A 22,512-nucleotide genomic window follows, 5' to 3' on the forward strand; every position below is an offset into this window, starting at 1 on the left:
TCGGGAACCACGATATGGCTCATTCGTATGAATAGGAAACAAGAGGAGGGATGCATCATGGGTTCTTTTATGTTTGTTGTTATTATGATATTGGCTTCTTTAGGAGCAATCATCGCCCATTTATTCACATCAAAGGATCAACGTACGTCTGCGAAGCGTTCTTCACATCACAGTTCAACAACAAGTACCTATACTGATTCTTATACTCATCACGCTTCTGATGCCTCCTGCGGGGGAGATTCCGGGGATAGTGGTGGTGGATGTGACTAAACAAAAAAACAGCCGCTCGCTGATGAGATGGCTGTTTTTATTATTTTAAAGAGCCTTCCAGCCCCGTTCAATCAGATGTTTAACATCGAGTGCAAAATCCTCACCCTTTTCCATCACGTCCTGGGCTCTTCCGGCAAAGTTACTGGCAACAGCCAGCTCCATTTTTTTTAATTCAAAGTGCAATATTTTTTGATCAATCTCGGCGATATATTTTTCATACTCATTGTTCACGATGTCATGCATTACATGATAGGCATCTTTTCGATGGCGATGAAAGTCGGTTCCTCTCTCACCTTTCCATGACGAATCTAGAGCAGGTTTCTTGATTTCCTTTATGTCTGACTGCGCAAGATCTTGTTCTGTTCGAATATTGCTTTTGGCTGTCTTTAACCGAGAGATCATGTCATCAAATTCTGCACGTCTGTTTTCAATTCCCATATGCAGATGGTGTAGCATCTCGGATAAACTCATGTCATCCACCTCTATCGGACCTCATACGAAAGCACAGATCAGAGCCTTGGAAACGATCGACTCACTTGATTTTTCCAAACCTGACATTTCTATCGTTTTGCTTTCATTAAGTATAGTATAAGGTGAAAAGCCTCAGTCTTAAATAGGGAAAAGGTGTCCTTTTAGTGACGTGTTTGGAAGAAAATCGGAATAACACAAGGTCGTACTTCCCGAATTATATATGATCCCTTAGAACTATATTTCGTATCATCCCATGAAACCCATTAGAAAAATGATTGCCATTATTTTGCCGCAATCGCTTCGTCCTGTTCTTTTAAGGTTTTCACATTAGAGCGCGTGTCCTGAACATTTTTGATTAAGGCTTCTTTAAAACTTGAAACCATTTCGTTCACCTCTGCTTCGCGCGCCGTCCACTTGGTCACAAATTCAAGGCTGTTTTCACCTGCTTTATCTGCGGCTTTTTTCATCGTTAATGCTTCGACTGCTTGGGAGACTTCATCTAGTTGATCCATAACTGTTTGGTAGTTTAACTTAATTTGTCCCATCGTGATATCCTCCAGATTTGTTCAGCATGAAGGTAGCTTATAAGCTGCTCCATGCTTTTGAGATCAAGCGTTTGGCGTCCTCTACTGCGTCTTCTCCTTTTTCAGCAAGACGTGCGGCGTCTCCTGCTAAGGAACTGGCAAAGGATAACGCAGCTTGTTCGGCTTCTAACGTACTGATTTTGAATTCGATGCGGCTCACGTAGCGTGGGTACTTGTCGTTCACAATCGTTTGCAGCGCATCATGTGCTTCATTCCGCTCTGATTTGAAATCCTGGCTTCGCTCACCTTTCCAAGAGGTCCCAAGCTTTGGCTGCTTGATTTGCTTCAGGTCTGTCTCTGCCGCATCTTGTTCACGTTCGACCTTACTTTTCGCCTTTTTCAGTCGAGCGATTTTCTCTTCGATTTCTGCTTTTTTACTTGTAATGCCACCGTTTAGGGCAGACAGCATATCCGATAAGCTCATTATGGGTTCCTCCTCCTGACAAAAAATAAAAACGCTGCTTAGAGATCCTCTAAACGAGCGTAAGGTGAATAGCACTTTTTCCAATATTGTTATTATAAGGTTCAAAGACTCATGTTTGAATAGGTATTTGTGCCTTTTTTATGGGATAAATATGCTTTCATTCTGCTTCACATTACCCCTTAAGACCTCTTTTATAAGGGGTCTTAATTCCTGATTCTTGGCTATATGCCACATATAGTTATACAGACCTAGGACAAACAAAAGCCGCCCGGTTGAGGAGCGGCTTTTGTAAACGGCTTATGAAGCTGATTCTTCTGATTCTTGTGGATTCTTAACGTACCAGATGAATTTCCCTGTGTATCCGTAAATAATAGCAAGAGCAATGGCAACAAAGCTCAACCACATAAATGGTAAATAAGAGAATGTCGATACGCCTAGAATTCCCGCCATGTAAATCCCGTTATCTGACCAAGGAACCATTCCTGACGTCAGCGTACCACCGACCTCTGAGTTTCTGGATAAAACTCGTCTGTCTAACTTTAATTTATCATAGCTCTTTTCCATAATTTTCGGTGTAAGAATTAATGATACATACATCGCACAGCCAAAGATATTGGCGAAGAATGCAACAACAAGTGTTGATAGAGTCACATTTCCTGCATTATGCAATTTCTTCTCGAATGTAGCGACGATGACTTTTAATACGCCCAAGTATTCAAGTACTCCACCGAAACCAAGTCCGAGAATAATCACCACTAGAGATCCTAACATATTGACAATACCGCCACGATTTAACAGCGTATTTAAGAAATCAACATCTGAATTAATAGAGAAACCATTATAAGCTGTACCAAGTGCATCGGCTGGATTCATTCCCTGGAATGCCATTGCCCAGACAGCACCAAGAAGTGCGCCAATAGCAATAACAGGCATTGAAGGTTTTTTCAAGACAAGTAATAGTACAACAATCAACGCCGGAATAATCATCCAAATATTAATGGTGAATGTGTCCTGCAGTGCTTGTTTCAAAAACTCTACTTTGCCTTGATCAATATTTTTTCCGCCATACATAAATCCGGTGATTGTAAACATAATGGCTGTAATAACAAAGGCAGGAATGGATAAGACCATCATCGCTCTAACATGTGCGAGCACGTCCACTTTTGAAAGTGAGGAAGCGAGCACCGTACTATCAGATAAAGGAGATAACTTATCACCAAAATAGGCTCCAGATAAAACGGCTCCAGCCACGATAGGTAATGGAATTCCCAATCCTTCACCAATTGCAATCATGGCAATACCTGCAGTTCCAACTGTCCCCCATGATGTACCTGTAGCAACAGACATAATGGAACAGATGATCAGCGTAGCTAGTAAGAAAATATTAGGATGAATAAATTCCAGTCCGTAATAAATTAATGTTGGTACCACTCCGCCGGCAATCCATGTTCCAACAAGTGCACCTACTGCAATTAAAATCAAAACAGCCTCTAAACCATTCGATATCCCTTTTGTAATGGCGTTTTGAAGATCTTTGTATGAATGTCCTAATCGAATACCTAAAGCAATGACCATAAACCATGAGATAAACAATGCCAGTTGAATATCCAATTTGAAATAAAGAGTAAAAGATAAAACAATTGCTAAAAACAAGCCAAGTACAAACACGACTTCTAAAATAGACGGCAGACGTGGTGATTTCATTGTGTTTCCTCCCTTTGTGCGTGCGTTAAGCGTTTTCAAAATATTATGAAAAAAGTGTGTCAATTCGAAAGAAAGTGAATTGCCTGTTTTTCTCTATTTCACAGGCAATTCTACATATTAATAAAATAAAATTTTTGATATTACTATCGCTCTAGGAGCTCTGCACCCGCAATGCCAGGCTTTGTCATCTCGAATGGATTCAAAATAATATCAAGTTCTTCTTCTGTTAACACATCATTTTGCAAGCAAAGATCTCTGATCGATTGTCCTGTTAAAATGGCTTCCCTTGCGATTCTAGCCGCGGCTTCATAGCCTAAGTGAGGGTTCACAGCAGTGATCACGCCTGCACTTTTTTCGACATATTCTTTCAAACGTATTTCATTTGCTTCAATGTCCACTAAGCAATGATCTGTGAATGAACGGAATCCGTTATTCATTATACTAATAGATTGAAGCAAGTTAAAGACCAAAACAGGCTCCATCACATTTAACTCAAGCTGACCTGCTTCAGAGGCAAGACAGATGGTGTGGTCATTCCCAATGACCTGGAATGCGATTTGGTTAATGAGCTCTGCCATGACTGGATTGACTTTCCCAGGCATAATGGATGATCCTGGCTGACGAGCTGGCAATGCAATTTCAGCAAGACCTGCACGCGGACCAGAAGCCATTAGGCGAAGGTCATTGGCAATCTTAGACATGTTCATCATGCATACTTTTAATGCAGCAGACACTTCTGTGTAAGCATCTGTATTTTGCGTTGCATCCACAAGATGCTCTGCGCCTACAAGCGGAAGACCAGAAATATCGGCTAGCTTCTTCACGACGATCTCAATATAACGAGGATCTGCATTTAGGCCTGTCCCAACAGCTGTTGCACCCATATTGACTTCATATAAATGCTGCTTTGATTGGTTGATCCGCTTAATATCACGGCTGAGCACGCGGCTGTAAGCCTCAAATTCCTGTCCTAAACGAATTGGAACAGCATCCTGTAGGTGCGTACGTCCCATTTTGATCACATGATCAAATTCTTTCGCTTTCTTTTTGAATACGTCCTGCATCGTTTGCATTGTCTCAAGCAGAATGTCTAACTGCTTCAATACAGCAATATGGATAGATGTTGGAAACGAGTCATTCGTTGATTGTGACATGTTTACATGTGTGTTTGGGCTTAAATGGATGTATTCACCCTTTTGATGTCCCATGATTTCTAGCGCTCTGTTTCCAATCACTTCATTGGCATTCATATTCATCGACGTTCCTGCGCCGCCTTGAATTGGGTCTACAATAAAGTACTCATGCAGCTTGCCTTCAATGACTTCATCAGAGGCTTGTACGATGGCATTTCCAATTCCTTCATATAAACGTCCAACTTCCATATTGGCTTGAGCTGCTGCTTTTTTCACGATGGCAAAGGCTCTAATTAGTTCCTCGTGCATGCGATATCCAGTAATCGGGAAGTTTTCTTTTGCACGAAGGGTTTGAACCCCATAATACACGTCTGCCGGAATTTCTTTTTCTCCAAGAAAATCCTTCTCATAGCGATAAGTTGCTTGAACCATCTGATATGACCTGCTTTCTATAGAATAGTTAAATCACTAAATCTTCTGCGATTGGCGTTTCCATAATCTTTTTCACTTCTCTTGGGTCTGTTGTTTTACCTAGTGCCCACATGAGTTTCGGCACGATGGCCTCTGTGTTCATGTTTCGTGAACGTGCCACTAGTTCTTGATTGATTTTGCGTCCTACTTCATACACGCTCATGTCTTCTCCTTCTTCAAGACACTGAGTTGTGATGACAACAGAAATGCCTTCTTCGAGCAATTCGTTGATTTTCTCTAAAAGGTTTCTTCCTTCGAAAGGAATTCCGCCGCTGCCGTAGCTTTCGATGACGACTCCTTTGTAAACACCTTTGATTGCATCTAAGAACTCAGGCTTTAGACCTGGGTGCAATTTCAAGAGACAAACGTCAGTGTTTAAGGATGCGTCTAATTGAAGCGGTTTCATTGACGATCTTTTTACTTTGCTATTGTATTCAATTTGATGGTTTTCAATCGATGCAATATATGGATAGTTAATACTTTCAAATGCATCATAGCTTTTCGTTCTTAGTTTGATTGCGCGTGTCCCTTGAATGACTCTGCCATCAAAGACAACATACACGCCGCCTACGCCGTCACATGCAAAGCGAATCGCATCGGTGATGTTTTTCTTCGCATCTGTTTTCTTGAACGTAATCGGGATTTGTGAGCCTGTAATGACAATTGGCTTATCCGGATTTTGCAGCATATAAGATAGTGCTGCTGATGTATAGGCCATTGTATCGGTTCCATGCGTGACGACAAAGCCGTCATATTGATCATAATTTTCATAAATGGCTGTTGCGATATCCACCCAGTATTCAGGCTGCATATTTGTACTATCTATACTCATTAGGGACTTTGTGTCCATTGTGTACTCTGCATTAATTTCGTTTAAATAGCTTAAAAGGTCCTCAGCTTTAACACCTGGAGCCAAACCATTTTCACTCTCTACAGATGCAATCGTCCCACCAGTGGTTAAAAGCAATAATTTCTTCAACAGGTCCACCTCTTTCAGTAAAATTACTTCGTTTGTCACACATATTATAAGCTAGCTTGTGCTATTCTATAATATACGCTTTACGCGTACCTTCATTGCCATTATAGTCACATAACGCGAATTAATCAAGAAATTATTACGCATAACGCGTACATTCTATCACAAAATATGATATACTGTTGTTGTATATAAAGGAGCGTTCATGTAATGATACTCGATCGTTTAACCACTCTTAGAAAAAAGAAAAAATGGTCTCTCCAGCATACGGCAGATCGCCTAGGTATCGCCAAAAGCACCTATGCCGGTTACGAATCTGGGTACCGACGACCTTCGCTTGAAGCAGTGAAGCGCCTGGCTGATTTGTATGATACGTCCATTGATTTTTTACTTGGTAGAACGGACGAGCCAGAGATACAACGTAAAATCTCTGACATCAAAATTGAACTGACGGAAGCAAAAGAAGGAACCATTCTTGTAGACGGCGTTCCCCTAAATGATGAAGAAATCAAACAGCTTGTTGCCTTTATTCGGGCGAAAAACACCCTAAAAGTATAAAAAACATAGAAAAGAGAGGCCCCTATTAATCGGGTGCCTCTCTTTCCTTTTTCAGCTGCTTAAGAATAAGGAGAAGACAGCTGACTTAATTCCTCTAACCGCCGCTTCGCTTCTTCTTTATTAAATGAACTATAATAGCGATAATTCTCATCATCTAAGATGCGGTAATGCTGACTGAGCACATTTTGCTGAAGACGAAATGTGCCTTTTTTGATAGAAGTCCGCCACCAAACCTTTCCGCCGATTGTCCGTTCCACCGATAGATGCAATTCATCATGTGCCACGACTTCCAGAATCTCAAGCGGATCATCCCCTAGTGTCCCTTTTAAAATGTCACTATCTCTGAATAATGCACATACGGCCGCCGTTTGCGTCCAGTTGAGGCGCAGCCTATTTTTTTCAACCTGATGCAAATGCCGTTTCGATAAACCAAGTACCTCAGCCATGCGGTCCTGCGTATAATTCTTTTCTTTTCGAATCCGTGTCATTTGTTCTGTGACGAGGTCGATTACCATCTCTTTATCCATCTCTCATCACCTCTCCGAGTGTTCAGTCTTTACTGACATCATACACGATTTCTTCGAAAAAGTGGCGCCTCATCCTTTAGAATATTGGCAAATACTATCTAATTGATCTGCTCTTCGACCTGACCATGCTGCTGTCTCCAATTCTCTTGGGCTGCCTGATTTAAATATGGATAGATCTCTTGTTTGACGGTTTGCTCGAATACTTCTTCATCTAAAATACTGTACGCTGGAATCTTGATCAATTTCCCATCCATTTTCCGAATGAGCACATCCATGAAGAGAAATCCCCTTACACTGTACCGATGCCTGCGCATATCAATGGATTGAATGTCATGAAAAGGGATCGTCCGCTCTCGATACAGTACAGCACCATTTTTTCCGCGCTGAATGCGAAAAATCACATTTCTCCTCTTCGTAAAAGCCGGCAGAATCAACAAAAAAGAGATCAAGCCATAGACAATGCCTAATAGTCCGCCTAAAAATAAAAACAATGTATAATTCGATTCAAATGTAAGAGCTTCCGAAAACAACCAAATACCAATGATACCGAAGCCGCCCGTTGCTAAGAATGCCCATACCCTTAAAAAGGTCCTGCTTCTCACTTCTATTACTTCACTTGGATTCAAGCGTCATTCTCCTTTTCTCCATTAGAATATAGAACGTAATCCGTCTCTATGAGCCGTCTCCACGCGAAATTCACTTTCTTTTATTCCCGACACAAGCCACGACTGTTTCTCACCTGGAATGACAAATAACATGGATTCCACATCAGGCGTATTATTTTTGTCGTAGACGACCTTCATGAGGGAGTCCATCTTTCCTTTTCTTGTCTGTACATCAGAAACAAATGCCTGCACGAGTTCTTCGTTCTCTGCTCGATGAAGGAAGGAGGGCCACTCATTCTTCGCCTCACTTGCTTGCTCTAATAGCTTTTCAAATTCCTCTGCTTGCAGGGTGACGACAGGTGCAGGATGATCACTCATCTGTATATTGAAAAAGGCAGTCACTTGCTCCTCTGCCTGCTGGTCATCTTTCAGTTTTTGAATCTGATGGACTTGTTGATCATAAAGTGTATGGTGCGCATATACGCCCATCTGTGTCGTGTGAAAGGAGGTGCTGACTTCTTCATCTTCTTCCCCAAATCGAGATGCCTTGACGGTGTGAGATGCATCATTCATCGCCTGGATGAAATGACGGTATTCCGCTTTATAACGATATTGTCTGTTTCGAAATTCAAGTACACCTTTTGCGAGCAAAGAGCGGCATGCAATTTCAAATAAAAACCCTAGGCGCTCGTCCTCTACATCAGGATAATAGGCTTCCTTTAAGGACATGCCCTGTTCAAAATAGCCTTCACTGTAAAAACTAAAGATGAGTTCCTCAATACTTAGACTTAGCTGATCCAACTTGATCTCTCCTTATCCAAAAGAAAATGCACCCTTAAAGAAATCGCCTGCACCTTTTATGAGCGAATCTGCGGTTTCTTTTGTTTTTTCTATCCCTTTATGTATCACCTGATTTGCATGATCAATGGTGTCATTAACTGCCTTCACACCTTTACCCGCCAGCTCGAATGCTTGTTTCCCTTTATCCACGACCGCATGAATTGGGTCCTTTAATTTCACTGCAACCTGCTCAGCAAAGCCTGATGTCAGCTTGGCAACTTTTTCTCCTATAAATCCACCGACTGCGGAACCAATGGCTCCTCCAACGACGGTTCCAATCGGTCCTGCAAAGCTTCCAAGAGCTCCTCCGACAACGGCACCTGCGACAGACCCGCCAGCGATAAAGACCGTATTGTTCACTGCATTTCCAACAGCCTTAGCATTTTCACGCTTCAGGACTTCTGGCTGATCACCGAATTCTGCATAGTTCTCAGCAATTTTCAAACCACAGCCGACCGTTTCCGTTGCGCCAGTGACAACCGTTGCAATGATGGCATTTCCTTTCGCGAATCTTGATCCATTTTTCAAAACAGACTTGATCGCAGCCGTGTCCTTCCAATTGATACTTCCTTTTGTAAAGTCACGGACACTATTCGTGAATGCAACTGTATCGTCAGGATAAAATTTTGTGAATTTCTTATGGACCAAATCAGCCATCGACCAGTTTGATCGTTTTAATAATTCTTTATTACTCAGCCAAATCCTTGCTAGCCGGTCAAATCTCGTTCCTTCTACCCGGCTGGTCAGATCAAGCAGCAGCTTTGAATGCTGCGCTGCATAACGGCCATTGTCTTTAATGAAAGTCGTCATCCCAAGCCCGTAGTATTTCGCCTGCATCATCACAATACCAGCTAAGCTCGTGAGTGTACCATATTGATCATAGATACTGTACAATTTCCGTAAAATATCGTCTGCTTCGACCATTTTATCTTTTGCATGACGAATCGTAATATCATCACTGCTCAATTTACTGATCAATGCTTGTCCTGCTCCCCATGCATCCCCGACGCCTGAAAAACAGCTACTATACCGAGGATCACAGCCTAAAATGAGACCATCCAGTTCACTATGTAAATCGCGGTGCTTCGTTTCAATGGTAGAAAGTTCGCCTACAACATCATTCGCAAGCCCTGTCAGCTGATCTGGATCAACCACTATGTCACGTGCCATCACATCATCTCCCTTCTCGGTTTCTTTCTCTCCGTTCTTCTCGTCTCTTTCGCTCAAGCTCTTCCATTCTGGCTATTTCAGCTTTCCGTTCCTCGATTTTGACCGCTGCATCGCGCAGTTCCTGACTTGTTTCAAGCAAGTCCTTTTCGAATTGATCATAGCGTGCCGTTGTTTCCTCAAAGCTTTGATCAAATTTATTCCTTGCTTCTCCCTGCCAGCCTGATCCTACTGCCTTGAGCCGATTCTCCAGCAGCTGCTTTGACTGCCGAATCTCATCAGCTGCTTCCTGAAACTTTTGAGCGAGTGCCAGCGTTTGACTAGAATCCAACTTTCGCACCCCTTTCTCCCAATTTAACGTACAAATGGATGATTTTATATGTCCTCATTATAAATAAAAAGACACCCAAAAAAATCACCCTAAAGAACCATTCAACACATCACCAAATGAAAGTAGGTCTTTTTCCTCTCTAATTGCCAGAGAAAGCCTTTCTTGTTATGAAGCGCATTCAAGACATGATAAAATGAACGTATTCTACAAAAGGAGTGACGTATACATGAAAGAGGAAATGATTCAGCGTTTCACAAGTTATGTGAAGGTAGATACGCAGTCGGATGCAGATAAGGAAAGTTGCCCATCGACTGAAGGACAGTTGAACTTAGCGAGACAACTAGTTGAAGAAATGAAATCCATCGGGATTCAAGAAGTGACAATGGATGAAAACGGCTATGTCATGGGAACGATCCCATCTAACACAGACAAAGACGTGCCGACCATTGGCTTCCTGGCTCACATCGACACAGCTACTGACTTCACCGGCAAGAATGTGAAACCGCAGCTTCATGAAAACTATCAAGGCGGCGACATCACCTTAAATGAAGAACTACATATCGTTTTATCTCCATCACAGTTTCCAAATTTACAAAAGTATCAAGGACATACGCTGATCACAACAGATGGCACAACCTTGCTTGGTGCAGATAACAAAGCTGGTATCGCAGAAATTATGACCGCCATGCATTACTTAATTGAAAATCCAGAAATCAAGCATGGAAAAATTCGCGTCGCCTTTACACCCGATGAAGAGATTGGCAGAGGGCCGCACAAATTTGATGTTGATGCCTTTGGCGCTTCCTATGCGTATACAATTGACGGAGGACCGCTCGGGGAGCTGCAATATGAAAGCTTCAACGCAGCAGGTGCGAAAGTATCCATTAAAGGAAACAACGTCCACCCTGGGACAGCAAAAGACAAAATGGTCAGCGCTGCGAAGATTGGGATGCTCTTCCATAACAAGCTTCCTTCTGATGAATCTCCGGAATACACAGAAGGCTACGAGGGATTTTTCCATCTCACGAAGTTTGTAGGAGAAGTCGAAGAAGCAGAGCTGCAATATATTATTCGTGATTTTGATAAAGACAAATTTAACGAACGCAAAGCACTATTTGAAAAAATAGCAAATGACTTAAAAGCCATTTACGGAGAAAACAGCATCAATCTCAAAATTCAAGATCAATATTATAATATGAGAGAAAAAATTGAGCCGGTGAAACATATTGTGGATATTGCCCATGAAGCAATGGAAAACCGCTCAGTGACACCTGTAATCGAACCGATCCGCGGCGGTACAGATGGCTCCCAGCTTTCATATAAAGGTCTTCCAACTCCAAACATCTTTACTGGCGGGGAAAACTTCCACGGTAAATATGAATTTATTTCTGTCGAGAACATGGTGAAAGCAACAGAAGTCATCGTTGAAATCGCCCGTCTATTTGAAGAAAAAGCATAAATATGTTTACAACCGTTCCTGTTCGGGAACGGTTTTTTAATAAAAGTTTACAATTTTCTGAAACTTTTATGACATTTATTCGTACTAATAGAGACAACCCCAGAAAAATTCTTCTTGACGAGTGCAATAACTGGAAATATAATAGTTAAAAACAACCAGTATTTTAGACCTAAATTAGCAGATCACCTAAACCTTAAGAACTAAACCGATTCTGCTGCATATTTTCAGTTATAAACATCACTCACCCTGTCTACACTTAAAGAATAGGATGAATTGGAGGAATGTCATATGATGATTTTATTGATTATCGCTTCACTTTGCTGCTACTTACTATTCTCTTTCAAAAAAGATAACCGCACACCAAAACGAAAAAGCGCAGAGCTTTCGGAGTTTGAAATCTTTCGTATGCGCCGCCACTACAACGGAAAACGCCGTCACCCACTAAACGATGCACCTAAACAAGTATAAATCTGAAAAAGAGCCTCATATGGGGCTCTTTTGTGTGAGTACATAAAAAAACGACCAGATTCATTGGTCGTTTTTCCTTTTATTTATACACCTTCGCAGGAACTTGAATCACAGGAATTCCTACATAGTAAGGTGAAATTTCATATGGCTGGAAGACAACAGCAATTCCCTTTTTCGTGAAGTAATACTGCGTGTTGTAGTTGATTTCAATGTCTCTTTTTTTCAGGTTCGCATAGAATTTACTTTTATGTTTCTTTGTATAGTTATAGACATAATCTCTCACTTTCGTACGCTTTTTCTTCGTTTTCACAACGTCTGTCAAGAACAGCTGCTTTGTCTTTTTCTTTGTCAACACATAGTTCATGCTGGAAACCATCGTATCCCCATGCATTCCACCATCATTCATGTAATCATAGTTTAAGATACTGAGCTTCTTCCCATTGTTAAATTTCGTTTTAAACGATCTCTCGTAAGTGATCTTCCCAAAGCCTTCCTTTTTCGCTTCGTCCTTTAAGAACAAGTACGTAGAATAAGAGAATGCGATATCTTCTTTTAAATCACGATTGATGGTTTTCATATGCGCCTTGCTTAGGTTTTTCACCTGTGCATATTTGAATGTTTTTTTCTTTTTATAATAGTGTGTGCTTACTTTTGCTTTTTTTGCTTGTTTGGCATCCGCAGATCCAACTGGCGCAAACAACGAAACAATCAGTGAAAAAATGATCAGACTGATCGTTAGGCCTTTTTTCATTGTCATAGTAAAAACCCCCATTTTTGTCTATTACCAATTGAGTATACCATGACAAAAGAACCAAAAAAAGCAGTATTTACATTTTATTCTTTCTTTTCCCACTTCGGGTTTATTTACCGTTTTCATAAGTTCCTGTATGCTTAATGTAGAATGCTAGATGAAGTGTGGTGTTTATCATAGAAGAGAATATTTTTAGTCACATTCGGACGACGTTTCATAGTTTGTCTCCGACCCAAAAAAAGATTGCCAATTACATTTTAGAAAATCCTCAGAAAGTTGTGCTTCATTCCATTAGTGCACTCGCTGCTGAATGCAATACTAGTGAAACGACGATCTTTCGGTTTCTACGAAAAATTGGCTATGAATCGTACCAAGTGTTTCGTGTCCATGTCGCACAGGATATTGCAACCAATACGCCTCAATCCATATACGGTGAGATCGAGGCATCCGATAGTGTAGCTGACATTAAACATAAGGTCATAGAGTTAACAACAAACTCTATTCAAGATATGAAGCATATATTAGAAGACCAAGCCGTCACACAATTCATTGAACAAATGAAGCAGGCACATAAAACCGTCTTCTTTGGAGCCGGTGCATCCAGCTTTATTGCTGGAGATGCTTATCATAAGTTCCTCCAGCTTGGTTTTGAAGTGAGTCTATGCAGTGATCCGCATATGATGAACATGATTGCTACTCACGCCACGGAACACGATTTTATCGTTGCGATCTCCCATTCAGGAGAGAGTAGAGAAATTCTTGATGCCGTGCAATTTGCTAAAGAAAAGGGAGCAAAGGTTGCCTCTATCACCAGCTATCCGAAATCAGAGCTCGCAAAGCGATCTGACTTTCATCTGCTCAGTTCTTCCAGGGAGACAACCTATCGCTCTGACTCTATGATCTCCCGTATTAACCAGCTTGTAATCATTGATGTACTATACGTCGCCGCTGTTTTAGCACTAGGATCAGATGCCATTGAAAACGTGAAACAATCTCGATTAGCCGTAGCTAAAAATAAAACATGAACGCAAAAGGCCGGAGCTGATTCCGGTCTTTTTTTGTGACTTTTCTCATATTTTCCGTTGACACGTTCCTATCACGTCATGTACATTAAATGAACAATAGTTTATTTACTACTATTAAAACAAAGAGATAGTATATATACTAACAAAAGAAAAAGAAAGCGCTTTTTATAAGGGTTTTCTATATAGGAGGCGTTCAATGTGACAAAGAAAATTGGATTCATTGGATTAGGTATTATGGGAAATCCTATGGCACTCAATCTATTAAAAGCCGGTCATACTGTGACTGTTTTCGATCTAAATGAGGAAGCGATTCGAGCGTTACAAGAAGCCGGAGCAAAAGGTGCTGTTTCAGCAGCTGATGCCGCTTCTGAAAGCGATATCATCATCACAATGCTTCCTAAAGGAGAGCATGTAGAGGCAGTTGTTGCAGGTGATCATGGCATTTTAACTACAGCTAAACCTGGCACTGTTGTCGTAGATATGAGCTCAATTTCCCCTGTTACTTCTAGAGCTTTAGCTGCTCTTACAAAACAGCATCAGGTGGAATTTATCGACGCACCTGTCAGCGGCGGAGAACCGAAGGCAATAGACGGAACACTTGCCATCATGGCTGGCGGCGAAGAAACCATCTTTGAGCAAGTGAAGGATGTCCTGCTTGCGATGGGCACAGAAGTTGTATTAGTTGGCACAAATGGAAGCGGAACAACAGCGAAGCTCGCCAATCAAATCATCGTCAACTTAAATATTGCCGCTATGTCCGAGGCGCTCGTTCTTGCCGCTAAATCGGGCATTGCCATTGACAAAATGTATGAAGCCATTCGCGGCGGGCTGGCAGGAAGTGCCGTTCTCGATGCAAAGGTCCCTCTCATCTTAGAACGAAACTTTGAACCAGGCGGACGTATCGACATCAACTTAAAGGATTTAACCAATGTGATGGAAACTGCTCATGATATCGGAGTTCCTCTCCCGCTTTCTAGCCAGCTGCTTGAAATCTTCCACGCCCTCAAAGCGGACGGAAAATCTGGGCTTGACCATGGCGGCATCGTTCAATATTACGAAAAAATGGCTCATGTCGAAGTGAAGAAAGGATGAGATGGTCATGAAGAAAAGCACTGACATACTGAATGCCATTCCGAAAGCGGATGCAAAGATCATTCAATCAGCATACGAACAAGCACTGAACAGCTTTCATCATAAAGTCATTGTATTAGATGATGATCCAACAGGGATTCAAACCGTACATGGCGTCTCTGTTTTCACCGATTGGTCAGAAGAAAGCATCGAAGCCGGTTTTCTTGAAGACAGCCGCATGTTCTTTATTTTGACCAATTCTCGCAGCATGACAGAGAAGGAAACGACCGCTGTGCACGAAACAATCGCTTCAACAATTGTGAAGGTAGCGGAACGGGTTGATCAGAATTTCATCATTGTCAGCCGAGGAGATTCCACTCTTCGTGGACACTTTCCGCTGGAAACTGAAGTACTCAAAACCACAATTGAACAACAAAGCTCACGCCAATTCGATGGAGAAATCCTTCTTCCTTTTTTCCAAGAAGGTGGACGCTTGACGATCAACAATATTCATTACGTCCAAGAAGGACACGAATTAATTCCTGCTGGTGAAACAGAATTTGCACGAGATCGCACATTCGGCTTTCAGTCATCTCATCTCGGAGAATGGATTGAAGAAAAGTCAGACGGTTCGTTCACAAAAGAGAACACCACCTACATTTCGTTAGATGATCTACGGGCTTTACGAATTGATCAAATAAAAAAACAGCTCATGAGTGTGACCGATTTTAAAAAGGTGGTTGTAAACGCTGTGGACTATGACGATGTCAAAGTCTTTGTCACTGCTCTCATTAAGGCCATTCAAGCAGGAAAGCAACTCATGTTCAGAAGTGCGGCGGCACTTACAAAAGTTCTTGGCGGTATAGGGGATCGTGCCTTATTAACAAGACATGACTTGATACAAGAACAAAGCCCGCACGGTGGTCTCATTATGATTGGTTCTCATGTGAAGAAGACAACAGATCAATTAAAAGCGCTTCAACAAAATAAAGAGGTAGCTTTTATTGAATTTAATACACACCTCGTGCTGGAGCCTGAAGCATTTCAACAAGAAATTGACCGCGTGATTCAGCAAACCGAGGCATTATTAGCATCTGGTCAATCTGTGGCGGTTTATACAAGAAGAGAACGGCTTGATCTTGGGGATGATCGTCAGGAGGAAGAATTAAAGCTCTCTGTAAAAATTAGTGATGCTGTGACAAGCATTGTCCAGCGTCTCACAATTCGCCCTAAGTATCTCATTGCCAAAGGTGGCATTACCTCCAGCGATATTGGAACTAGAGGACTTCACGTGAAACGCGCAACTGTGGCAGGGCAGATCAGACCAGGCATTCCCGTTTGGCAAACAGGCGAAGATAGTAAATTCCCTTTCATGTCTTATGTGATTTTCCCGGGAAATGTTGGTTCAAGGGATACGTTAAAAGAAGCTGTAGACATACTAGAAGGATAAGCATAGGGGGCGTTTTCGCGCTCCCTTATGCACCACAAAGGAGGAAAGATCATGTCGTTAGTGTTTATCGGACTTGGCGTTTTATTATTGCTTTTACTCATGGTTGTCTTTAAGTTAAACGCTTTCATATCTTTGATTATTGTTTCTTTAATTGTTGCTGTTTTAGAAGGAATGTCTCCGCTTGAAGCGATTGCTTCCGTCGAAAAAGGACTCGGCAGTACGCTCGGGCACCTCGCACTTGTTCTCGGTTTTGGGGCGATGCTTGGTAAATTGATGGCTGATTCTGGCGGAGCTCAGCGTATTGCGATGACACTCATTGACCGATTCGGTATTGGAAAAATTCAATGGGCAACGATGCTGACTGGATTTGTGATCGGAATTGCTCTATTTTATGAAACCGGATTCATTATCTTAATTCCACTAGTCTTTACAATCGCACAAGCTGCAAGACTTCCTGTGCTTTATGTGGGCATGCCTCTCGTTGCTGCACTCATCACCACACATGGCTTCCTCCCTCCTCACCCAGGGCCGACTGCCATTGCAAATGTCTTTCAAGCAAACATGGGACAAACCTTATTAGTTGGGATTATTTTAGCGATTCCTGCTGTTTTAGTAGGTGGACTTCTCTTTACGAAACTATTTAAAAAAGATCAGTTGCACGCACATATTCCAAAGAACTTATTTAATCCAAAGGAATTTACAGAAGGAGAAATGCCAAGCTTTGGCATTAGTATTTTCACCGCTGTTTTGCCTGTATTGCTCATGACATTCAGAGCAGTTTTAGAAATTTTCTTCCCGTCCTCCCCATTACTGCCAACCGCTGAGTTTTTAGGTGAACCGGCGATTGCACTGTTAATCTCCGTGCTTCTTGCTATCTACACGTTTGGACTTGGCAGAGGCAAGAGCATGCAGGATGTGATGAAGTCGATCACAGATTCTATCGGTTCTATTGCCATGATTTTATTAATTATTGCAGGTGGCGGCGCCTTTAAACAGGTGCTCATTGATAGCGGGGTTGATCAATACATTGCAGGAATCATGCAAGGAAGCACGCTTTCTCCACTGCTTCTCACCTGGTTGATTGCTGCGGTCCTTCGTATATCTTTAGGATCAGCCACCGTCGCCGGTCTCACAGCGGCTGGCATTTCTGCTCCTTTGATTGGATTGACAGGTGTGAGCCCAGAATTAATGGTGATCGCAACAGGTGCTGGCAGTATTACGTTCTCTCACGTGAATGATGCGGGTTTCTGGATTTACAAAGAATACTTTAACCTGTCCATGGCCCAAACCTTTAAAACGTGGACATTGATGGTGACCGTTCTTTCACTTGTCGGACTAGCGGGTGTTCTCGTCGCTGATTTGTTCATGTAGAAAATTAACTGTAAAAACCATTGACTTTCTCTCGGAAAAGTTGAATAATTATGTTTATTAAGAAAATTGAATCAAAAGGTAACCTTATTAAGAGTGGTGGAGGGACTGGCCCTGTGAAACCCGGCAACCGCTGTTCCTCGGAACAGAATGGTGCTAATTCCTTAAGCAAGCAGATGCTTGTTTGAAGATAAGGCAGAGTTCTCTCAGTATATGATGCTCTTCCTTATCCAAGGAAGAGCTTTTTTATTTGATTTTTAACCTGTAGAAAGAAGGGATTCAGCATGACACAAGTACAAACCATTGGAAAGAAAACAACGAAACCGCCATTTCGCGCAGATCAAGTAGGCAGTTTACTTCGTTCAGAACGTATCAAGGAAGCACGCAAGCAAAAAGCAGACGGCACACTGACAGCAGAGCAGCTCCGACAAATTGAAAATGAAGAAATCACTCGTATTGTTGAGAAGCAAAAGGAAATTGGATTAGAGGTTGTCACAGATGGCGAATTCAGACGTGCTTGGTGGCATTTTGACTTTCTTGAGGGGCTCGATGGGGTCGAAGGATTTGAAGCAGATCAAGGTATTCAATTCCACAATACGACGACAAAAGCACGGGGCATCAAGGTAACGGGCAAGATTGATTTTACAGATCATCCAATGCTGGAGGATTATCGATTCCTTCACAGCATCGCTGGGGATCATACGGCTAAAATGACGATTCCAAGTCCGAATATGCTCTTTTTCCGTGGAAAGCTTGAAGAAGGAGTATACGACAGCCTAGAGGCATTCCACCATGATGTGGCACAGGCGTATAAGAAAGCCATCCGTGCTTTTTATGATGCAGGCTGCCGCTACTTGCAGCTGGATGATACAGCATGGGCCGTGTTCTTTTCTGAAAAAGGGCATGAACAAATCAAAGCCTTTGGCCGAGAAGAAGATGAACTGCGTGAGTCATTTGCAAAAACAATCAATGAAGCAGTTGCCGATCGTCCAGAGGATTTGGTGATCACTATGCACATTTGCCGTGGTAACTTTAAATCGACGTGGGCAGCTGAAGGCGGTTATGAAGCAGCGGCAGAAACGATTTTTGCCGGCTTAGATCTGGATGGTCTCTTTTTAGAATTCGACGACGATCGTTCTGGCGGTTTTGAACCCCTTCGCTATGTGAAGAACCCAAACCTCCAAATCGTACTAGGGCTTGTCACTTCAAAATATGGTGAGCTTGAGCCTGCTGAACAGATTAAAAAACGAATCGAGGAAGCGGCTCAATACGTCGACATTAACCAGATTTGCTTGAGTCCGCAATGCGGGTTCGCCTCAACGGAGGAAGGCAATTTGTTAACAGAAGAGCAGCAATGGGAAAAGCTTCGTCATGTGATTGAGATTGCAGATCAAGTGTGGACTTCATAGTCCCCTTGACAAAAAAAAGACAAACCGCAGTATGAATGGTTTGTCTTTTTTCTTTTATGCATCTAAATGATCACCATTTGTCGCAATCACTTGTTTATACCAATCGAAGCTTTTCTTTTTCTTTCTATCTAATGTACCTTTTCCTTCGTTATCACGGTCGACATAAATGAAGCCGTACCGTTTTTTCATTTCAGCTGTTGATGCGCTGACAAGGTCAATTGGGCCCCAGCTTGTATAACCCATCAAGTCTACTCCGTCTGCAATGGCTTCTCTCGCCTCTAGCAAATGGCTTCTGAGGTAATCAATCCGGTAATCGTCTTGAATGGATCCGTCTTCTTCTACTTGATCGACAGCTCCCAGTCCATTTTCTACGATAAACAATGGTTTTTGGTAACGGTCATATAGTTGGTTTAGTGTTGTACGAAGTCCTTTTGGATCAATTTGCCAGCCCCAATCACTTGCTTCTAGATAAGGGTTTTTCACGCCTTCAAATAGGTTACCACCAGTCACTTGTCCAAGAACCTCTGGATCTGTACTTGTCACAAAGCTCATGTAATAGCTGAAGCCAATATAGTCCACTGTATGGTTTCTTAGGATGTCTTCATCACCATCTTGGATCTCAATATGAATTCCATTTTCGCGGAAGTATCGTTTCATGTAACCTGGGTAGTAGCCTCTTGCCTGTACATCTGAGAAGAACAATGTTTTACGATCTTGATCAATCGCTGCAAACATATCTTCTGGTCTTGAGCTGTACGGATAAGTTGTCATCGCTGCGATCATACAGCCGATTTTCGCATCAGGAATGATTTCGTGTCCTGCTTTGACAGCTAAAGCACTTGCAACAAATTGGTGATGCGCTGCTTGATATTGAATGCTTTTCTCGTCTTCGCCCTCTTCAAATACAAGTCCGCCACCAGTGAAAGGCGCATGTAACACGACGTTGATTTCATTAAAGGTCATCCAATATTTCACTTTGTCTTTATAGCGAGTAAACAACGTTTTCGCGTATGTTTCATAAAGATCGACAAGCTTACGGTTTCTCCAACCGCCGTAGTTTTTCACAAGTGCAAGCGGCATTTCATAATGAGAAATCGTGACAACTGGTTCAATTCCATGCTTATGCAGTTCATCAAATACTCTGTCATAAAAAGCAAGGCCTGCTTCATTTGGTTCAGCATCGTCGCCATTTGGGAAAATACGTGGCCAAGAAATGGATAGTCTGAAGCATTTGAATCCCATTTCTGCAAAGAGTGCAATATCTTCTTTATAGCGATGGTAGAAGTCAATCGCATCATGATATAAGTTCAAGTCTTTCATTGATTCATCGAATGGATGCATAATACCGTGCGGTGATACATCAGCTGTCGATAAGCCTTTTCCATCTTTATTATAAGCACCTTCAATTTGGTTGCCCGCAACAGCGCCGCCCCATAAGAAACCTTTAGGAAATGTTTTTTCTAACTTGTTCATGTTGAATGCCCTCCTCATTTTCTTCTACACTGACTGTGAGCAGTGTCTCTTGTACTGAAATCGTGCCTTCTGTTTTCGCATCAACTTGTGCAAAATCGTTTGTGTTAGTCACAATAATTGGTGTGGTGACATCATAGCCTTCTTGCTGAATGCCCTCGATATCAAATTCAACGAGCACATCTCCTGCTTGAACAAGATCGCCTGACTCTACATGACTTGTGAAATGTTTTCCGCCGAGCTTCACCGTATCAATTCCAACATGAATGAGAAGCTCAGTGCCTTGGTCACTCTTTAAGCCAATGGCATGTTTCGTTTGAAAAATGGTTTCAACCTTGCCGTTGAATGGTGCTACTACACGTCCAACTGCTGGGACAATAGCTGTACCTTTACCCATGATTTCATTAGAGAATGTTGCATCATTTACTTGATTTAGCGGCTTTAATTGACCTTCAAGCGGGCTTTGTACCACTTCATTTTGAAGTGCTGCTGTGTCTTTCTTTTCTTCTGGTTTGTCTGCTTTTGTATCATCTTTCACTGGTACATCTTTGAATCCTAGAACAAGTGTCATGATCGTTGCTGCGACAAAGGCGATTACTAAGCCGATGATAGAGTAGACAAATGTTGGGCCAATGAATGTCGGGAGACCCGGGAGACCTGCTGATCCAGATATCACATATGATTTTACTTTAAAGATTGACATGAACACGCCGCCTGCTGCTGCACCAATGAGGGCTGCAAGGAACGGTTTTTTCAATCGCATGTTCACACCATACATAGCAGGTTCAGTAATACCCATTAATGCAGTGATACTTGTAGACATCGCCAATGATTTGAATGTTTTGTTTTTTGATCTTAAGAAGACACCGAATGCTGCGCCTGCTTGTGCCATATTTGCTACAAACATCATTGGAAGAATGAAGTCAAAACCGTTTAACGTAATGTTGTTGATCATAATTGGAAGTAGTGCATAGTGCATGCCCGTAATGATCAATGGTGACATGAAGCCGCCGATCAAGAGTCCGGCCAAAATACCTGCATGTTTGAACAATAAATCAATTCCACCTGAAAGGCCATTTCCGATAATCCCACCAAGCGGTCCTACTGCGATAAGCATAATTGGTACTACGACAAGAAGTGTGACCGTTGGAACAAGGATGATCTTCAATGATTTTGGGCTATATTTTTCCGCGAATCTTTCAACATATGAGCCGAGCCAGATGGTGAGTAGAATCGGAATGACCGATGAAGAGTACACAACGGCAACCACTGGTAGCCCTAGAAATTCTGTATTTCCTGCGCCTAGTAAAGCCGTTAACTGCGGGTGCAGTGCGGCGGCTGCAATGGCAGCGGCGATATACTGATTTGTGCCAATTTTTTTGGCTACGCTTACAGCAAGCAGAATCGGTAAGAAGTAAAAGGCTCCGTCGCCGATAGCTGTTAAAATTGCATATGTGCTGCTTTTATCCGATATCCACTGGAACGTAAGCATGAGTGCCAAGATCCCTTTGATCATACCGGCACCAGCAATGGCTGGAAGAATCGGTGTGAAGACACCAGAGATAAAATCGAAAAGCTTAGATATCACATTTTGTTTTGACGCTTCTTCTGTACCGCCTGATTTTACATCTGTTGACAGGCCTGAGTCAGCAATCATCGCTTGATAGACATTTGAAACATCATTGCCAATAATAACATGATATTGACCTCCGCTTTGATTCACACCCATGACCCCGTCTGTTGATTGCAGCTTCTCCTTATCCGCTTTGCCTTCATCGTATAAGTTGAAGCGAAGTCTTGTCATACAATGCGTGACTTGCTTAACATTCTTTTCACCGCCGACAAGCTCTAGAACTTCTTTTGCTGTTTGTTTGTGGTTCATTGTATTACCCTCCAATCGTTGATTAAATCATGATATAGAAAAAACCTAAACATCCATTAATGTCCGAAAAATAGCGATTCAGACATTAATCGATATTT

General features: G+C 42.1%; 23 protein-coding genes and 1 riboswitch. Of the genes, 9 read left to right on the plus strand and 14 right to left on the minus strand.

What is annotated here, in order from left to right:
* Window positions 1–57 precede the first annotated feature (57 nt).
* On the plus strand, window positions 58–270 hold the full coding sequence (locus tag NSQ36_RS18155; protein WP_223251185.1) for a hypothetical protein: 213 nt from the start codon (window positions 58–60) through the stop codon (window positions 268–270).
* A 45-nt stretch (window positions 271–315) separates the two neighbouring features.
* Here the strand turns inward: NSQ36_RS18155 and NSQ36_RS18160 are convergent, their stop codons facing one another.
* The 6 genes from NSQ36_RS18160 to NSQ36_RS18185 all read right to left on the minus strand — a co-directional run bounded on the left by NSQ36_RS18160 (window position 316) and on the right by NSQ36_RS18185 (window position 6,036).
* The gene (locus NSQ36_RS18160) at window positions 316–741 is read right to left on the minus strand and encodes a DUF5082 family protein (RefSeq protein ID WP_003214784.1); all 426 of its coding nucleotides are present in this window, start codon (window positions 739–741) and stop codon (window positions 316–318) included.
* 281 nt (window positions 742–1,022) lie between these two features.
* Complete coding sequence (locus tag NSQ36_RS18165; protein WP_106050388.1) at window positions 1,023–1,286, minus strand: YwqI/YxiC family protein; 264 nt, start codon at window positions 1,284–1,286, stop codon at window positions 1,023–1,025.
* Between the two features lie 37 nt (window positions 1,287–1,323).
* A complete protein-coding gene (locus NSQ36_RS18170; protein WP_050944558.1) occupies window positions 1,324–1,749 on the minus strand; it encodes a DUF5082 family protein in 426 nt (141 codons plus the stop codon).
* Window positions 1,750–2,046: 297 nt separating this feature from the next.
* Complete coding sequence (gene nhaC, locus NSQ36_RS18175; protein ID WP_044140314.1) at window positions 2,047–3,453, minus strand: Na+/H+ antiporter NhaC; 1,407 nt, start codon at window positions 3,451–3,453, stop codon at window positions 2,047–2,049.
* Window positions 3,454–3,596: 143 nt separating this feature from the next.
* On the minus strand, window positions 3,597–5,018 hold the full coding sequence (gene aspA / locus NSQ36_RS18180) for an aspartate ammonia-lyase (protein WP_050944559.1): 1,422 nt from the start codon (window positions 5,016–5,018) through the stop codon (window positions 3,597–3,599).
* A gap of 28 nt (window positions 5,019–5,046) precedes the next feature.
* Entirely contained in the window at window positions 5,047–6,036 is a 990-nt protein-coding gene (locus tag NSQ36_RS18185) for an asparaginase (protein WP_106029444.1), read from the minus strand.
* Window positions 6,037–6,243: 207 nt separating this feature from the next.
* On the opposite strand from NSQ36_RS18185, the gene NSQ36_RS18190 reads away from it, so the two are divergent.
* Complete coding sequence (locus NSQ36_RS18190) at window positions 6,244–6,591, plus strand: helix-turn-helix transcriptional regulator (RefSeq protein WP_003214932.1); 348 nt, start codon at window positions 6,244–6,246, stop codon at window positions 6,589–6,591.
* A gap of 59 nt (window positions 6,592–6,650) precedes the next feature.
* Here the strand turns inward: NSQ36_RS18190 and NSQ36_RS18195 are convergent, their stop codons facing one another.
* The 5 genes from NSQ36_RS18195 to NSQ36_RS18215 all read right to left on the minus strand — a co-directional run bounded on the left by NSQ36_RS18195 (window position 6,651) and on the right by NSQ36_RS18215 (window position 10,061).
* On the minus strand, window positions 6,651–7,118 hold the full coding sequence (locus NSQ36_RS18195; protein WP_003214797.1) for a helix-turn-helix transcriptional regulator: 468 nt from the start codon (window positions 7,116–7,118) through the stop codon (window positions 6,651–6,653).
* 98 nt (window positions 7,119–7,216) lie between these two features.
* Window positions 7,217–7,744 carry a YfjD family protein gene (locus NSQ36_RS18200; protein WP_339206345.1) on the minus strand — a complete coding sequence of 176 codons (528 nt, stop codon included), beginning with the start codon at window positions 7,742–7,744 and terminating at the stop codon, window positions 7,217–7,219.
* Between the two features lie 21 nt (window positions 7,745–7,765).
* Window positions 7,766–8,524: a hypothetical protein gene (locus NSQ36_RS18205; RefSeq protein ID WP_310026312.1), complete on the minus strand. Its 759-nt coding sequence runs from the start codon at window positions 8,522–8,524 to the stop codon at window positions 7,766–7,768.
* 12 nt (window positions 8,525–8,536) lie between these two features.
* Entirely contained in the window at window positions 8,537–9,733 is a 1,197-nt protein-coding gene (locus tag NSQ36_RS18210) for a glycine zipper domain-containing protein (protein ID WP_339206347.1), read from the minus strand.
* A 4-nt stretch (window positions 9,734–9,737) separates the two neighbouring features.
* Complete coding sequence (locus NSQ36_RS18215; RefSeq protein WP_034321782.1) at window positions 9,738–10,061, minus strand: WXG100 family type VII secretion target; 324 nt, start codon at window positions 10,059–10,061, stop codon at window positions 9,738–9,740.
* Between the two features lie 226 nt (window positions 10,062–10,287).
* On the opposite strand from NSQ36_RS18215, the gene pepT reads away from it, so the two are divergent.
* Both pepT and NSQ36_RS18225 read left to right on the plus strand, forming a co-directional pair.
* On the plus strand, window positions 10,288–11,520 hold the full coding sequence (gene pepT / locus NSQ36_RS18220) for a peptidase T (protein WP_050944563.1): 1,233 nt from the start codon (window positions 10,288–10,290) through the stop codon (window positions 11,518–11,520).
* A 288-nt stretch (window positions 11,521–11,808) separates the two neighbouring features.
* Window positions 11,809–11,988 carry a hypothetical protein gene (locus NSQ36_RS18225; RefSeq protein ID WP_003215411.1) on the plus strand — a complete coding sequence of 60 codons (180 nt, stop codon included), beginning with the start codon at window positions 11,809–11,811 and terminating at the stop codon, window positions 11,986–11,988.
* Between the two features lie 79 nt (window positions 11,989–12,067).
* Here the strand turns inward: NSQ36_RS18225 and NSQ36_RS18230 are convergent, their stop codons facing one another.
* Window positions 12,068–12,745 (minus strand): DUF3298 and DUF4163 domain-containing protein, encoded by a 678-nt coding sequence (locus NSQ36_RS18230; RefSeq protein WP_050944564.1) that lies wholly within the window; start codon window positions 12,743–12,745, stop codon window positions 12,068–12,070.
* 161 nt (window positions 12,746–12,906) lie between these two features.
* Here NSQ36_RS18230 and NSQ36_RS18235 point away from each other — a divergent pair, with 161 nt between their 5' ends.
* The 5 genes from NSQ36_RS18235 to NSQ36_RS18255 all read left to right on the plus strand — a co-directional run bounded on the left by NSQ36_RS18235 (window position 12,907) and on the right by NSQ36_RS18255 (window position 19,062).
* On the plus strand, window positions 12,907–13,764 hold the full coding sequence (locus NSQ36_RS18235; protein WP_170965960.1) for a MurR/RpiR family transcriptional regulator: 858 nt from the start codon (window positions 12,907–12,909) through the stop codon (window positions 13,762–13,764).
* A 198-nt stretch (window positions 13,765–13,962) separates the two neighbouring features.
* The gene (gene garR, locus NSQ36_RS18240) at window positions 13,963–14,856 is read left to right on the plus strand and encodes a 2-hydroxy-3-oxopropionate reductase (protein WP_251190620.1); all 894 of its coding nucleotides are present in this window, start codon (window positions 13,963–13,965) and stop codon (window positions 14,854–14,856) included.
* A 7-nt stretch (window positions 14,857–14,863) separates the two neighbouring features.
* On the plus strand, window positions 14,864–16,285 hold the full coding sequence (locus NSQ36_RS18245) for a four-carbon acid sugar kinase family protein (RefSeq protein WP_050944717.1): 1,422 nt from the start codon (window positions 14,864–14,866) through the stop codon (window positions 16,283–16,285).
* 51 nt (window positions 16,286–16,336) lie between these two features.
* Entirely contained in the window at window positions 16,337–17,656 is a 1,320-nt protein-coding gene (locus tag NSQ36_RS18250; protein ID WP_251190619.1) for a gluconate:H+ symporter, read from the plus strand.
* 81 nt (window positions 17,657–17,737) lie between these two features.
* A riboswitch (SAM riboswitch) is annotated at window positions 17,738–17,850 on the plus strand.
* Window positions 17,851–17,937: 87 nt separating this feature from the next.
* On the plus strand, window positions 17,938–19,062 hold the full coding sequence (locus NSQ36_RS18255; protein ID WP_050944566.1) for a 5-methyltetrahydropteroyltriglutamate--homocysteine S-methyltransferase: 1,125 nt from the start codon (window positions 17,938–17,940) through the stop codon (window positions 19,060–19,062).
* Between the two features lie 54 nt (window positions 19,063–19,116).
* Here NSQ36_RS18255 and NSQ36_RS18260 read toward each other — a convergent pair whose 3' ends face one another.
* Both NSQ36_RS18260 and NSQ36_RS18265 read right to left on the minus strand, forming a co-directional pair.
* The gene (locus NSQ36_RS18260) at window positions 19,117–20,535 is read right to left on the minus strand and encodes a glycoside hydrolase family 1 protein (RefSeq protein WP_226804460.1); all 1,419 of its coding nucleotides are present in this window, start codon (window positions 20,533–20,535) and stop codon (window positions 19,117–19,119) included.
* Window positions 20,507–22,414: a beta-glucoside-specific PTS transporter subunit IIABC gene (locus tag NSQ36_RS18265; protein WP_106029439.1), complete on the minus strand. Its 1,908-nt coding sequence runs from the start codon at window positions 22,412–22,414 to the stop codon at window positions 20,507–20,509. Before NSQ36_RS18265 ends, NSQ36_RS18260 begins: the two co-directional genes overlap by 29 nt.
* Window positions 22,415–22,512 lie beyond the last annotated feature (98 nt).

It is taken from the genome of Bacillus sp. FSL W8-1143, from assembly GCF_037965155.1.
In the GTDB taxonomy this organism is placed as follows: Bacteria; Bacillota; Bacilli; order Bacillales; family Bacillaceae; genus Bacillus; species Bacillus pumilus.